Source organism: Mycobacterium talmoniae (genome assembly GCF_001854525.1).
Taxonomy (GTDB): domain Bacteria; phylum Actinomycetota; class Actinomycetes; order Mycobacteriales; family Mycobacteriaceae; genus Mycobacterium; species Mycobacterium talmoniae.
Genome location: NZ_MLQM01000014.1, coordinates 36,832 through 51,308, shown reverse-complemented (window position 1 = coordinate 51,308; position 14,477 = coordinate 36,832). Strand labels below are relative to the sequence as shown.

Genomic DNA, 14,477 nt, shown 5'->3' with positions numbered 1-14,477 from the left:
GTCCTGTGGGTAGGGCCGCGGCTGCGGGGGTACCGGCTGGTCTGCGGGCGCCTGGGGCGCCGGCATGCCGCCCGGGCCCCCGCCCGGCTGTGCGCCGCCCGGTCCGCCCGGCAGGCCACCGCCGGGCAGGCCGGGAATCCCAGCACCCGGCACCGGGCCAGGTCCGCCCGGCGTGTCCGGTCCGGGTCCACCCGGTCCACCGGGCAGTCCCGGCACGGGGCCGCCCGGCATCCCTGGACCGCCGGGTCCGCCCGGATTTCCCTGTTGGGACTCCTCGTCCTGCGCCGGGACCGCATTGATCACCGGCCGGATATACAGCCGCGCGGTCTGGCCCAGGTTGCGGGCCTCGTTGCCGTCGTTGCCGGGCACGGTGATCACCAGGTTGTCGTTGTCGATGACGACCTCGGACCCGGACACCCCCAGCCCGTTGACCCGGTCGCTGATGATCTGCTGCGCCTGACGCAGCGACTCCTGGGAGGGGCTCTTCCCGTCCGGGGTGCGGGCGGTCAACGTGACGCGGGTGCCGCCCTGCAGGTCAATCCCCAGCTTGGGCTGGGCTTTCTTGTCCCCGGTCAAAAACACCAGCAGAAAAACACCGATGAGCAAGGCCAGGAACACCGACAAGTAGCGGGCGGGGTGCACCGGCGCCGAAGGCGATGCCACGTTGTTGAGTCTCCTCCGTTCGTGCGCGATCCGCTCCCGCGGCCGACGGGTGTCCCGCGCTCGGTCCTGGCTTGACGATCAGTTCACTGCACCCGCAAAGGGTACGTGCCGGTCGAAGGGTCTTAATCCTTGGGCAGCGGGTCGGCGTCGGCGGTCAGTCCCACGGCGTCGGCCTCGTCGGCGTCGTCGGCGGTTTCCGGGGTCTCGGGTTCGATGCGGTCGCGGACCGCCAGCTTCATCCAGGTGGTCACCACGCCAGGGGCGATCTCGAGATCCACCGTGTCGTCGGTGATGGCGGTGATGGTGCCCTGCAGCCCGGAGGTGGTGTGCACCCGATCCCCGATTTGCAGCGATTCATGCAGGTCGATGGTGGCTTGCATGGCACGCTTCTGCCGCCGCGACGCGAAGAACATGAACGCGGCCAAGGCGAGCAGCAGCGGCATGAAGACGACGAGGTTGCTGTTCATGACGGAACTATCTTTCCTGTGTGAGTCTTCTCGAAGAGGCTGTGGACCAGAACGGTCACCGGCCTGGTAAGCCACCAGTGTGCCATTGCCGCGGCCGATAACCGACCCGGTCCCGCCGCCGACGCCGGTTGCTCGAGCCCGCCGTGGGGCCCGAAGATGGCCTGATGGAGCTCACCGAGGCGCTGCGCAGCACCGGCGCGGTCCGCGATTTCACCGATCAGCCCGTCGACGACACCGTGCTGGCCCGGGTGCTCGACACCGCCCGATTCGCGCCCAGCGGCGCCAATGCGCAGGCCTGGCGGGTCGTCGTGGTCAAGGATCCGGTTCGGCGGCGTGAGCTGCGCGACCTGTACCGCAGCGGGTCGCGGGACTATCTGACGCTGAGCATGGCCGGTCTGCGGCCCTGGGCACCGACCAACGACCGCGACGCCGAGGCGGCGGCGCTGCGTGCCGGGGCCGACACCGCGACCGGCGGGGGTTTCGCCGACCGCTTCGATCAGGCCCCGGTGCTGCTGGCGGTGTTCGCCGACCTGTCGCAGCTGGCGGCGGTGGACCGCGACCTGGACCGGTATTCCTTCGCCGGCGGCGCGTCGATCTACCCGTTCGCCTGGAGCGTCCTGCTGGCCGCCCGGGCGGAGGGCCTCGGCGGCGTCCTCACCACCATCGCGATCCGGGAAGAGGCCGGGGTCAAGGCGCTGCTGGGCGCCGCCGACCCGCTGGCGCTGGCCGCGGTCATCGCGTTGGGGTATCCGGTCCGGGCGCCGCGCCGGCTGACCCGGGCGCCGGTGGCGTCGTTCGCCACCGTCGATTCGCTCGACGGCCCGGCGTTCGGCGGCCCCGGCGCGGGCTAACGCTCGCCGGCCCGCGCCGAACGTGCGGCTACGGCGAGGTTTTCGCGATTTTTCCGCCGTGGACGCACGCTCGGCGCCCAGCGGATCACGACAAGGACGCCTTCGACGACTTCATCGGCCTGCTCGACGACTTCCCGTTCTGGTTCAACATCGTCACGCCGTAAGCACCGGTGTGCTATCTGTTGAAGCCGCCCGAACTTGACCCGGCTCGCCTTTACGCCGGGCCCGCCGAACCGAGCATGCTCGATGGGAGAAGCCCGCGATGAGAAGGTTGGTTAGCCGTCTGGCGTTCGCTGCCATGTTGGCGGTAGCACCGATTGCCGCCGTCACGATCGGCGCCCCCGCCGACAGTTCGGCGGCCCCGCTGAACTGCCCGGACGGCCAGTATTGGGAACCCAGCACCAACACCTGCATGCCGCTCGGCCAGGGACCAACCCCGCTGGACTGCCCGGGCGGCCAGTATTGGGAACCGAGCACCAACACCTGCATGCCACTTGGCCAGGGACCAACCCCGCTGGACTGCCCGCCCGGCGAATGGTGGAACCCCTTCGGCAACGTCTGCCGGCCACTCGGCCAGGTCTGAGCCGCCGAAACCGTCACGAGCGGCGACGCGCTGCGGCTCCGCGGATAGGCTCGAAGTTGTCCGCGATCCCGCCGTCCTGTTGAGGAGACAGCCGTGCCTTCGCTCGACCAGAGTCGTCACCTAGCCACCGAGCTTCCCGGCCCCGTGTCCCGGAAACTCGCCCAACGCCGCGCCGCCGCGGTGGCCCGCGGCGTCGGCAGCACCATGCCGGTCTACGCGGTGCGCGCGGCCGGCGGCATCGTGGAAGACGTCGACGGCAACCGGCTCATCGACCTGGGTTCGGGCATCGGGGTCACCACCATCGGCAACGCCGCCCCTCGCGTGGTCGATGCGGTGCGCGCCCAGGTCGACGAGTTCACCCACACCTGCTTCATGGTCGCCCCGTATGAGGGCTACGTCGCCGTCGCCGAACAGCTCAACCGGATCACCCCCGGATCCGGGGAGAAGCGGTCGGTGCTGCTCAACTCGGGCGCCGAGGCGCTGGAGAACGCCGTCAAGATCGCCCGCTCGTACACCCGCAAACCGGCGGTGGTGGTGTTCGATCACGGCTACCACGGGCGCACCAACCTGACGATGTCGATGACCGCGAAATCGATGCCGTACAAGAGCGGGTTCGGGCCGTTCGCGCCGAGCATCTACCGGGTGCCGCCGTCCTACCCGTACCGCGACGGGCTGCTGGACAAGGAGCTGGCCAGCAACGGCGAGCTGGCCGCCGCCCGCGCCATCGACATCATCGACAAGCAGGTCGGCGCCGACAACCTGGCCGCGGTGGTGATCGAGCCGATCCTGGGCGAGGGCGGCTACATCGTGCCCGCCGAAGGCTTCCTGGCGGCGCTGTTGGCGTGGTGCCGGGAGAACAACGTGGTGTTCGTCGCCGACGAGGTGCAGTCCGGGTTCGCCCGCACCGGGGCGATGTTCGCCTGCGAGCACGACGGCGTCGCACCCGACCTGATCTGCACCGCCAAGGGCATCGCCGGCGGCCTACCGCTGTCGGCGGTGACCGGGCGCGCCGAGATCATGGACGCCCCGCACGTGTCCGGCTTGGGCGGCACGTTCGGCGGCAACCCGATCGCGTGCGCGGCGGCGCTGGCCGCCATCGCCACCGTGGAAAACGACGGGCTGATCGAGCGGGCGCAGCAGATCGAGCGGCTGATCAAAGACCGGCTGTTCCGGCTGCAGGCCGAGGACGACCGGATCGGCGATGTGCGCGGCCGTGGCGCCATGATCGGCCTGGAATTGGTGCGCTCGGGCACCAGCGAGCCGGATCCCGAGCTCACCGCCAAGCTGTCCGACGCCGCGCACGCGGCCGGGGTGATCCTGCTGACCTGCGGCACGTTCGGGAACGTGGTGCGGTTCGTGCCGCCGCTGGCCATCAGCGACGAACTACTCAACGACGGTCTCGACGTGCTGGGTGAGGCGCTGGCCGCGCTGTGAGTTAGCGGGCGGCCGACGCGCTCACATGCCGGCGGCGGAACAGGCCCCGCTTCTGCGGCTCCTCGGGCGGGCCGGGGATCTGCCCGGTGTACGCCTCGGGCGGCACGCTGGCCGCCGCATGCGCCACGTCGCGCACGCTGACCACCGACAGCGTCCCCAGCGCCACCCCGCCCAGGAACAGGATCACCGCCCCCAGCCCGGGAAAGTAGGCCAGCTCAATCAGCAGGCGCTTGGCGTCGGTGGAGGCCACCGGGTCGCCGATGTCACCGATGCGCAGCAGCGACGAGAAGCTGTTGCCGACCACGAACCAGGCCCCACCCAAAACGGCCAGCCAGCCGCCCATCATCGCGGTCGCCCGGTTGGCGGAAAACAGCAACATCGCTCCCCCGAACGCGGTGGCCGCCCCGGGCAGCACCTCCAGCCAGCCCCGCGCCGCGGTCCAGGTCATCACCTGGTCCGGCGTGTAGGCGAAGTTGAAGCGCGCCCCGACGAACGGGATCACCGCACCCCAAACACCGAGCAGAATCAGCAAGAATCCGCTGATCGCACCGCGGGTGCGGGGTATCCGCAACCCGCTGGAGCGGGCGCGGGCCCGCATATCCGAGTCGTTCATGAGAGCCTCCTCGGGCTTTTGGCGACTGCTCACTACCCTAATCGGCCCACGGGTAACCGGGCCTTCCCGCGTCAACCGTTATGGGATCGGTAGCGGGCACGCGTCAGTCGAACAGGCCGGGCTGGCCCAGGCCGGCCGCCCCGGCCGGCGGCGTCATGCCCAGATGCGTCCAGGCCTGCGCGGTGGCGACCCGCCCACGCGGGGTGCGCGCGATCATGCCGGCCCGCACCAAAAACGGCTCGCACACCTCCTCGACGGTGGCGGCCTCCTCCCCGACCGCGACCGCCAGCGTCGACACCCCGACCGGGCCGCCGCCGAAGCTGCGGGTCAGCGCCGTCAGCACCGCGCGGTCCAGCCGGTCCAGCCCCAGCTCGTCGACGTCGTACACCTCCAGCGCGGATTTGGCGACGTCGCGGGTGATCACCCCGTCGGCGCGCACCTCGGCGTAGTCACGCACCCGGCGCAGCAGCCGGTTGGCGATCCGCGGGGTGCCCCGCGAGCGGCGAGCCACCTCGGAGGCGGCGTCCGCACCCAGTTCGATGCCCAGGATGCCGGCCGAGCGGGCCAACACCCGCTCCAGCTCGGGCGGCTCGTAGAAATCCATGTGCGCGGTGAAGCCGAACCGGTCCCGCAGCGGGCCGGTCAGCGCACCGGACCGGGTGGTGGCCCCGACCAGGGTGAACGGCGCCACCTCCAGCGGAATCGAGGTCGCCCCGGGGCCTTTGCCGACGACGACGTCGACCCGGAAGTCCTCCATCGCCAAATACAGCATTTCCTCGGCGGGCCGGGCGATGCGGTGGATTTCGTCGATGAACAGCACGTCGTGTTCGACCAGGTTGGACAGCATCGCCGCCAGGTCGCCGGCGCGTTCGAGCGCCGGACCCGACGTCACCCGCAGCGAGGAGCCCAGCTCGGCGGCGATGATCATCGCCAGCGAGGTCTTGCCCAGGCCGGGCGGTCCGGACAGCAGGATGTGGTCCGGGGTGCCGCCCCGGTTTTTCGCGCCCTCGATGACCAGCTGCAACTGTTCGCGCACCCGCGGTTGGCCGATGAACTCCCGCAGCGAGCGGGGCCGCAGGCTGGCGTCGATGTCGCCCTCGCCGACGGTCAGCGCCGGGGTCACCTCGCGGTCCTCGGGCTCGCTCATGTCTTCTTGCCCAGCAGGCTCAGCGCCGCGCGCAGCGCGCTGGACGTGGTGGCGCCGTCCTCGGCGGCCAGCACCTTATCGGTGGCCTCCTCGGCCTGCTTGGCCGCGAACCCCAGACCCACCAGGGCTTCCACCACCGGGCCGCGCACCGCGTGGCCGTTGACGGCGGGTCCACCGGCGGCCGGGGTCACCGGCCCGATCTTGTCGCGCAGTTCCAGCACCATCCGCTCGGCGCCGCGTTTGCCGATGCCGGGCACCCGGGTCAGCGCGGTGACGTCCCCGTCGGCCAGCGCCTGGCGCAGCGCGGACGCGTCGTGCACCGCCAGGGTGGCCAGCGCGATCTTGGGCCCGATCCCGGAGACCCCGAGCAGGGTGAGGAACAGGTCGCGGGTTTCGCCGTCGCCGAAGCCGTACAGCGTCATCGAATCCTCGCGCACGATCATCGCGGTGATCAGCCGGGCTTCGGCGCCGCGGTGCAGCGTCGACAGCGTCGCCGGGGTGGCCATGACTTTGTAGCCCACCCCCGCGGCCTCGATCACCGCATGGTCCAACGCGATGTCGAGCACCTCACCGCGCACCGACGCGATCATTTCGCGGCCGCCTTCAGCCGGGCCTTGTACTTCTTGCGCTGTTCGGCGGCCTGGGCTTCCGCGGCCGCCATCCGGGCGATCATCGGGGCGCGCCAGCAGTGGCAGATCGCCAACGCCAGCGCGTCGGCGGCGTCGGCCGGTGTCGGTTTTTGCTGCAGCGCCAGGATTCTGGTGACCATCGCGGTGACCTGCGCCTTGCCGGCGGCGCCGTTGCCGGTGACCGCGGCCTTGACCTCGGACGGGGTGTGGAAGTGCACCTCGATGTCGCGTTTGGCGGCCTGCAGCGCGATCACCCCGCCGGCCTGGGCGGTGCCCATCACGGTGGAGACGTTCTGCTGGGAGAACACCCGCTCGATGGCGACGACGTCGGGTCGGTGGGTGTCCATCCAGTGCTCGACGGTGTCGCTGATCGTCAGCAGCCGGCGCTGCAGGGGTTGGTCGGCCGGGGTGCGCACCACGTCGACATCCAGGGCGATGACCTGCCGGCCCTGGCCGCCCTCGATGACCGACAGCCCGCACCGGGTCAGCCCCGGGTCGACACCCATCACACGCAATTCCAGGCCCCTTCAGTGAACACCTGTTCGAGAGCCTAGTGGGTGGGTCCGACATCGCCGGGCAGGACACGCGGCGGCGGGTTAGTGCAGTTGATACCGCTGTTGCGGGCCGGGCGCCGCCGGGCTGCGCAGGCCGCGGTTAAGCGTATGGGCCGACGGGCGGTCGGTCAGGCACCAATCGACCGGACCCCCTGGCCGATGACGGCGGGAACCTCGCCGGCGTTCACCCGACCGTTGGCCACCGCGGCCTGCAGCGCCTGGTAATCCCGCTGGTTCTGGTCGGCGTAGGCCGTAGCGAACCGGACCAGCGCCTTATCGGCGGCATCGCCCTTGCCGAGGTAGGCCGCGATCGCGATCCGGTCCCCGGTGCGGCCGTGCGCCCGGGCCAGCACCCGGCCACAGGCTTGCCCGTAGGCGGCCAGCACCTTCGGGCGCATCGCCGCAACATCGGCCGCCCCCTTCATGTCCCACAGTTGGCGCACGTAGTAGTCGCCCTCGTGGCCGTCGGGTCCCACCGCGTGCAGCCAGCCCAGCAGGGTGTCGCTGGCGGCCTGGATCAGCCGCTGTCCTTCGACCACCCGCTGACCGGAATTGGGGTATCGACTGGGGTCCAGGTAGCCCTCCAACACCGACAGTTGCGCCTGTTTGACCTGCATCAGCAGCGGGTCGCCGTCGTCGCGGCCCAGCAGCAGCACCACCCAGGCGCGAGTGCCGACGCTGCCCACGCCGACCACTTTCCGCGCCAGCCCCACATAGTCGTAGCGCTTGGCCAACGCCCGCCGATCGTCGGACAGGCTGTGCATATACGCCTCGATCAGCTCCCCCATCTGCTGGTGGTAGGCGTCGGCCATCGCCGCCCCCACGAGTTCGTCGACCGGAACCAGCAGCGGCGGGTCGCTGACCAGCCGGCGACGACCCTGCTCGACCCGGGTCAGCTTGGACACCGCCCGAAGGCGGTCGCGGGAGCGGGCTTTCGTCGCGACGCGCTGGATTTCCTTGCCCAGCGGCGGATCCACGCTGTCCACCAGGGCGTCGTCGACCACCGCCTGCGCGTACCACATCTCCAGCTCGCCCATCGTGGCCAGCTCCCGCATCTGGCTGCGGTACGCCTCGGCGCAGCCGCGCACCACCGTTTCCTGCTGGCCGGCGCGGAAACCGTTGCTGCGGCTGGCGATTGCCAGGCTGGCCACCAGCCGCTTGAGATCCCACTCCCACGGCCCGGCGAGGGTCTCGTCGAAGTCGTTGACGTCGAACACCAGCCGGCGCTCCGGGGAGGCGAACAACCCGAAATTCGACGCGTGCGCGTCGCCGCACAGCTGCACCGCCAGTCCGGTGTTGGGGCCGGCGGCCAGATCGGACGCCATGATCAACGCCGCGCCCCGGAAGAACGTGTACGGCGATACCAGCATGCGCGCGTACCGAATTGGCACCAGTTCGGCCACCCGTGCGGCGGCTTGGGTTTCCAGCAGGGCCACCGGATCGGGGCGATCCGGCGCGGGTGCGTACGCGGCCAGCGCCGATCGCGGCAGCACTTTCCGCTTGGCCCGCCCCAACTCGTGCCGCTCGGCCACCGTCATGGCCGGAGTTTAGTTCTGCGCCGTCCTACGCTGCTGAAATCGACGTCCATACGGCGCGAAACCGCCTTTTGAGGGGCTATGTGTCAATCTGGGCGTCGATTTCAGCAGACACCCCGCCCCCTTCACTCCTCCAGCGCGGCCAGCACCTCGTCGGAGACGTCGACGTTGGTGTACACGTTCTGCACGTCGTCGCTGTCTTCCAGCGCGTCGACCAGCTTGAACACCTTGCGGGCGGCCTCGACGTCCACCGGCACGCTGACCGACGGCACGAAGCTGGCCTCCGCCGAGTCGTAGTCGATGCCGGCGTCTTGCAGCGCGGTGCGCACCGCCACCAGGTCGCCCGGCTCGGAGACCACCTCGAAGCTGTCCCCGAGGTCGTTGACGTCCTCGGCGCCGGCGTCGAGCACCGCGGTCAACACGTCGTCCTCGGTCAACCCGTTCTTGTCCAGGGTCACCACACCCTTGCGGGTGAACAGGTAGGCCACCGACCCGGGGTCGGCCATGTTGCCGCCGTTGCGGGTCATCGCGACCCGGACCTCGCTGGCGGCGCGGTTGCGGTTGTCGGTCAGGCATTCGATCAGCACCGCCACGCCGCTGGGCCCATACCCCTCGTAGGTGATGTTCTGCCAGTCGGCGCCGCCGGCTTCCTCGCCGGCGCCGCGCTTGCGGGCCCGCTCGATGTTGTCGTTGGGCACCGACGACTTCTTCGCCTTCTGGATGGCGTCGTACAGGGTCGGGTTACCGCCCGGATCGCCGCCGCCGACACGGGCCGCGACCTCGATGTTCTTGATCAACCGGGCGAACATCTTGCCGCGGCGCGCGTCGATGACGGCCTTCTTGTGCTTGGTGGTGGCCCACTTGGAATGGCCGCTCATCGCCGTCCTACCTCACTCATCCTGGGAAAACTTCGCCCGACGAGTCTACGTGCCCGCCGCCGGGTGCTACTTCGGTGCCGCCTGCGCCCGCGCGCTGTGGCCGTCGCCGGGCGGGAAGAATCCCGGCACCCACCGCTCGATCAGTGTGGCGTAGCCCACCTGGGCGTCGAGTTGCACGGCGACCCCGAGCAGGCCGCCGAGGGTGCGCAGCAACATGACGTAGCCGGGTGGGATGGTCAGCTGCCGGGCCACCTTGAACCGATCGGCGAATCCTTCCGCCAACGGATCGGTGGTGGCCGAGGCCGACTTTTGGAACCAAGCGCGGGTGAAGTGGAACTCCCCGGACCGCAACGGGTCGATGTAGGCCCACAGCGGCCGGATGTACTCCACCACCTGCTCGGCGGTCAGCTCGTAGTCGCGCGGCATGAACCCGAGTGCCTTGAGCAGCCGGATCACCTCGTCCCACTGTTCGTCCCGGGCCCAGCACAGGAGTTCACCGAAGTCGGGCGGGATGCCGCCCGGATGCTCGGCCACGGCGCCGAAATCGATGGCGCCCAGCCGCCCGTCGGGGAGCACCATGAAATTGCCCGGGTGCGGGTCGGCGTGCACCAGTTCGACCCGGGCGGGTGAGCTGACGGTGAACTCAAGCAGCAAGGCGCACGCGGAGTCTCGTTCATCCGGGGTGCCGTCGGCGATGATCTTGGAGAGGCGCCGGCCCTCCATCCACTCCGAGATGATGACCTTGGGCGCGCTGGCGACCACCGCCGGGACGGAGAACTTCGGGTCACCCGCAAAGGCTTTCGCGAAGGCGCGCTGGTAGTCGGCTTCCAGCCGGTAGTCCAGCTCCGCTTCGATCCGTTCGCTGACCTCGGAAACCAGGCGGTCCACATCGGCGCGCGGCATCACCTGCTTGGCGACCCAGCTGAACCGTTGGATCAGTTTGAGGTCGGCGCGTAACGCTTCGTCGGCGCCGGGGTATTGCACCTTGACGGCGACCCGGCGGCCGTCTTTCCAGATGCCCTGGTGCACCTGCCCGATGCTGGCCGAGGCGACCGGCTTGTCGTCGAAGGACTGGAACCGTTCGCGCCATTTGGTGCCGAGTTGGGCGTCGAGGACCCGGTGCACCTTGGCCGCCGGCAGCGGCGGGGCTTCGCTTTGCAGCTTGACCAACGCTTCGCGAAACGGGTCGGCGAATTGCGGGGGTATCGCGGCCTCCATCACCGACAGCGCCTGACCGACCTTCATGGCGCCGCCCTTGAGCTCGCCCAGCACCTGGAACAGCTCGTCGGCGGCCTTCTCCAGAAGTTCGGCGTTGACCTCTTCCTTGGATTTGCCGGTCATCCGCTTGCCGACGCCGAGCGCGGCGCGTCCGGCCGCCCCGGCCGGAAGGCTCGCCAGCTTGGCGACGCGCCCCAGCCGTCCCCGCACGATGTCTGCCATGCGCCCATCATGCCCGCTATTGGCGCCCCCAGTTGGCGCGAGCAGTCGCAAAAGCCCCTAGTTTCGCGCCGAAACGGGTGCCTTTGTGTCTGCTCGCGGTCCGGTGGCCGCCCCCAGCAGGCCCAGTTGCCGCATGTCGGTGACGTACTTGGTGATCAGCGCCTCGGTCAGGTGCGGGACGTCGTGGTCCGCGCCGATCCCGGCGTGTTGCACCGCGGCGCGGAACTTGTCGGTCGGCGCGTGGCTGCCCGACGGCGCCGCCGGCCGCGCGTAGGCGCTCAGCAGCGGCAGCACCGAGTTCTTGCGCTCGTCGTCGGGCAGGGCCTGCAGCGCCGCGGAGAACCGGGTCAGCCAGTCGCCGTAGTCGGCGATGCGCTCGATCTGCTGGCCGTTGCCGATCAGCCAGTCGACGAACGTGTCCAGCGAGATGCCGTCGTCGTGGGTGTTGAGCACGTTGTAGGTGTGAAACCCGGTGGTGCTGTTCGCGCCGAGGGTGGTGATCGCCTCGGCGGTGAAATCGGCGGGTAGCCCGTCGTAGTGGGCGCGTTGCCGGTTGCCGTGCGCGTCGAGCTGGTAGAACGATGCCGGCGCGATCCCGGTGGCCACCAGGCTCAGGATCAGCCGGGTGAACATGTCGGTCAGGTTGAGCTGACCGGCATACCGGCTGTGCGCCAGGATCATGTCGGACCGGAACACCGCCACCGGCAGCCCGCACCGGTCGTGCGTCTCGGCCGCCAGCACCTCCCCCGCCCATTTGCTGGTCGCGTAGCCGCTGGCGTAGCTGGAGTCCAGGGAGCGCACCGGGCTGGCGGTGCGCACGTCGACGTCCTCGCCGACGAAGCCGCCGTCGGGCAGTGCGGTCACCGCGACCGTCGACAGATAGCTGACCGGCTTGAGCCGGGTGCTGATCGCCAACTTGAGGATCTCGGCGGTGCCCACCACGTTGGGCCCGAACAGCTGGCTGTAGGGCAGCACGTGGTTGACCATCGCCGCGGCGTGCACGATCAGATCCACCGTGCCCGCCAGCCGCTGCCAGGTCGGGGTGTCCAGGCCCAGGTTCGCCGCGGCCAGATCCCCGGCCAGCACCTCCAAGTGTTGGTCGGCCAGCGCGCGGAAGTGGGTGGACAGTTCGTCGTCGCCGCTGTCGATGGCGGCCTCGATGCGTTGGCGCGCCGCCACCGGATCGGTGCCGCGCACGATGCAGATCAGCGTGCCGCCGCGCGGCGCCAACCGCTCCAGCCATTCCAGGCACAAGAACCGGCCCAGATAGCCGTTGGCCCCGGTCAGCAGCACGGTGCGCACCGTGTCGGCCGGCGGTGCGAGGCTACCCGCCGCGGCCAGCGTGTCGGCGTCGATGAACTTCTCCAGCCGCAGCTCCGCGGCACGGGCTTGCACGGCGTCGCGCCCGTGCACCGAGGCGAAAGTGGGCCGGGTGCTGGCGGATTCGCGTTCGCCGTCGACATAGCCGGCGATGCTGGCCAGGGTGGCGGTGGGGCTGACGATGGTCTGCACCGGCACGTCGATGTGGAAGATACCCTCCAGCAACGTGGCGAACGAGAACGCCGACAGCGAATCACCGCCCAGATCAATGAATTTGGCGTCGGCATCGAATGCGGCGTCGGCCAGGCCCAGGGTGGCCGCCGCGGCGTCGCGCACGGTGTCCAGGGTCGGCCGCTGGCCGGCGGCGGCGCGCAACTGGTCGAGCCGGTCGTCTTGGCCGGCGGCGATGTCGGCGTACATGGCCTCCAGACGGTCGCCGTAGCGGGCCTTGAGCGCCGGGCGCAGCAGCTTGCCGACCCCGGACAGCAGCCCGTTGTCGCGGGTGAACGGCTCGGCTTCCAGCAGGAAATCCCGTGGGATCTCATAGGAGTTCAGCCGGGACTTCGCGGCGATGCGCTGCACCGACTCGGCGATCAGCGCGTGCGGGTCGCCGCCGCCGACCGCGTCGACGTTCGGCACCACCACCGCCAGCAGAAACGGTTGCTCGCTGGACCCGTACAAAAAGATCTGCCGGATGTAGCGGCTGGTGGAGTAGGTGGCCTCCAGTTTGGACACCGCCACGAACTCGCCCTGCGACAGCTTGATGACGTTGTTGCTGCGGTCCAGATACACCAGGTGATCCGGGGCGATCTCGGCCATGATGTCGCCGGTCTTGTAGTACCCGTCGTCGTCGAAGATCTGGGCGGTCAGCTCGGGATGCTTGTAGTAGCCGGGGATGAGCATGTCCGATTTGAGGTAGAGCTCACCGCGCGGATGCGGCTTATCGGTGGTGAAGTACTCCAGCTCGGGGACGTCGACGAGTTTGTAGTCGGTCACCGGCGGGCGCTTGATGATGCCGTTGCGCATGATGCCGCCGCCGGTCTCGGTGGAGCCGTAGCCGTCGCTGACGGTGATGTCGAGCATGGACTCCATGAAGGCGTGCACGGTTTTGGACAGCGGCGCGCTGCCGCACATCGCCGAGATCACCCGGCCGCCCAGAAACTCTTCGCGCAGTTCGGATCTCACCTCGTCGGCGATTTCGTCGGTGGGGCGCGGGTCTTCGGAGCGCTGGTCGAGTTCCTTGCGGTAGCGGCGATAGATCATGTCGCACACCCGCGGCACCAGGTTCAACCCGGTGGGCCGCACCAGCGCGATGTCGTCGAACAGGGTGGACATGTCGCTTTTGGCGGCGAAGTAGCCGATGCCGCCGGCGGCCAGCGTGGCGATCAGCCATTCCAGCCCGTACACGTGGGAAAGCGGCATGTACTGCAGGTGGATGGCCGGGATCGGCCGGCCGACGTCCAGGGACGGTCCGCGGGGGCGCTGCCAGATCCGGGTCATCATGTCGGTGGTGTACATGGCGCCCTTGGGGGCACCGGTGCTGCCCGAGGGGTAGATCAGGGTGGCCAGCGGGTTGTCGCCGTCGGCCGGGACGAACGCCGGCGCGGTCGGCAGCTGGCGTCCGCGGTCCAGGTCGTCGAGCAGCGAGACCGCCTGCAGCGCACTGCCGGCCGCGGCCAGCCGGGCGGTGCCGGCCTGGTAGCGCTCCCGCTGGTCGTCGTCGGCGGGGTTGTAGTCGAACACCACCAGCCGGTGGATCGACGGCGCCTCCAGGGCGACATCGACGGCGGTGTCCAACGATTCGATGCTGGCGGCGAAGATCCGCGGCTGCGTCTCGGCGATGATGGGCGCCAGCTGCGCGGCGGTCGAGCTGGTTTGCAGCGGGACGAACACCGCGCCCAGCCGGGCGCAGGTCAGGGTGATCACCGCGTAGCCGATGCTGGTGAACCCCAGCACCGCGATCAGCTCGCCGGGCCCGAACCCGGGCAGCTGGGTCTGCCAGGTGCTGGCCAACGCGGCCACCCGGTCGGCCAGGCCCCGGTAGGTGATGGTGTCGAAGCCGGACAACAGCGTCGTGGTGGTGCGGCCGGTGGCGTCGTCGCGGGTGATTTCCCGGGCCCGCTGCCCCAACGCCGGGCGGTCGGCGTAGCCGGTCAGATAGGTGTCGATGACCGGCCACAGCCGCAGGTCCGGGGCCAGCGCGGCCTCGGCGACGTCCGGCGCGGGGGCGGCGGCCCGAAACTGCGGATCGGTGCGGTTGAGCGTCTCGATGCGCCGGATCAGGCGCGCTTCCCTGCTGTCCTCGTCGGCCACTGCTCGACCCCCTGCCGTCTGCGTCGCTTGTCCCCCACCGTAACGACGGA

12 protein-coding genes and 1 pseudogene are annotated in these 14,477 nt (G+C 70.0%); 3 read left to right on the top strand and 10 right to left on the bottom strand.

What is annotated here, in order from left to right; genetic code table 11:
* Together BKN37_RS29735 and yajC are read right to left on the bottom strand one after the other, a co-directional pair.
* Positions 1 to 663 (bottom strand): annotated as a pseudogene (locus BKN37_RS29735) (protein translocase subunit SecD); the annotation flags it as partial.
* A 122-nt stretch (positions 664 to 785) separates the two neighbouring features.
* Entirely contained in the window at positions 786 to 1,130 is a 345-nt protein-coding gene (gene yajC, locus BKN37_RS05070; RefSeq protein WP_071022586.1) for a preprotein translocase subunit YajC, read from the bottom strand.
* A gap of 164 nt (positions 1,131 to 1,294) precedes the next feature.
* Between yajC and BKN37_RS05065 the strand changes: the two genes are divergently transcribed.
* From BKN37_RS05065 to gabT, 3 genes are all read left to right on the top strand, one after another.
* Entirely contained in the window at positions 1,295 to 1,981 is a 687-nt protein-coding gene (locus tag BKN37_RS05065; protein WP_071022611.1) for a nitroreductase family protein, read from the top strand.
* Between the two features lie 262 nt (positions 1,982 to 2,243).
* Positions 2,244 to 2,564, top strand: a complete 321-nt coding sequence (locus BKN37_RS05060; protein ID WP_071022582.1) for a hypothetical protein — start codon at positions 2,244 to 2,246, stop codon at positions 2,562 to 2,564.
* Positions 2,565 to 2,657: 93 nt separating this feature from the next.
* On the top strand, positions 2,658 to 3,998 hold the full coding sequence (gene gabT, locus BKN37_RS05055) for a 4-aminobutyrate--2-oxoglutarate transaminase (RefSeq protein WP_071022578.1): 1,341 nt from the start codon (positions 2,658 to 2,660) through the stop codon (positions 3,996 to 3,998).
* Between the two features lies 1 nt (position 3,999).
* Here the strand turns inward: gabT and BKN37_RS05050 are convergent, their stop codons facing one another.
* The 8 genes from BKN37_RS05050 to car form a co-directional block, all read right to left on the bottom strand.
* A complete protein-coding gene (locus BKN37_RS05050) occupies positions 4,000 to 4,611 on the bottom strand; it encodes a hypothetical protein (protein WP_071022574.1) in 612 nt (203 codons plus the stop codon).
* A 103-nt stretch (positions 4,612 to 4,714) separates the two neighbouring features.
* The gene (ruvB, locus tag BKN37_RS05045) at positions 4,715 to 5,758 is read right to left on the bottom strand and encodes a Holliday junction branch migration DNA helicase RuvB (protein ID WP_071022571.1); all 1,044 of its coding nucleotides are present in this window, start codon (positions 5,756 to 5,758) and stop codon (positions 4,715 to 4,717) included.
* Positions 5,755 to 6,348 (bottom strand): Holliday junction branch migration protein RuvA, encoded by a 594-nt coding sequence (gene ruvA / locus BKN37_RS05040; RefSeq protein WP_071022567.1) that lies wholly within the window; start codon positions 6,346 to 6,348, stop codon positions 5,755 to 5,757. Before ruvA ends, ruvB begins: the two co-directional genes overlap by 4 nt.
* Positions 6,345 to 6,902, bottom strand: coding sequence for a crossover junction endodeoxyribonuclease RuvC (gene ruvC, locus BKN37_RS05035; protein ID WP_071022563.1), 558 nt, complete (start codon positions 6,900 to 6,902; stop codon positions 6,345 to 6,347). The genes ruvA and ruvC overlap by 4 nt, the downstream gene beginning before the upstream one ends.
* A gap of 167 nt (positions 6,903 to 7,069) precedes the next feature.
* Positions 7,070 to 8,479 (bottom strand): DUF2252 domain-containing protein, encoded by a 1,410-nt coding sequence (locus BKN37_RS05030; RefSeq protein WP_071022560.1) that lies wholly within the window; start codon positions 8,477 to 8,479, stop codon positions 7,070 to 7,072.
* Between the two features lie 122 nt (positions 8,480 to 8,601).
* Positions 8,602 to 9,354, bottom strand: a complete 753-nt coding sequence (locus BKN37_RS05025) for a YebC/PmpR family DNA-binding transcriptional regulator (RefSeq protein ID WP_071022559.1) — start codon at positions 9,352 to 9,354, stop codon at positions 8,602 to 8,604.
* A gap of 66 nt (positions 9,355 to 9,420) precedes the next feature.
* On the bottom strand, positions 9,421 to 10,794 hold the full coding sequence (locus BKN37_RS05020) for an ABC1 kinase family protein (RefSeq protein WP_071022557.1): 1,374 nt from the start codon (positions 10,792 to 10,794) through the stop codon (positions 9,421 to 9,423).
* A 57-nt stretch (positions 10,795 to 10,851) separates the two neighbouring features.
* Entirely contained in the window at positions 10,852 to 14,427 is a 3,576-nt protein-coding gene (car, locus tag BKN37_RS05015; protein WP_071022555.1) for a carboxylic acid reductase, read from the bottom strand.
* Positions 14,428 to 14,477 lie beyond the last annotated feature (50 nt).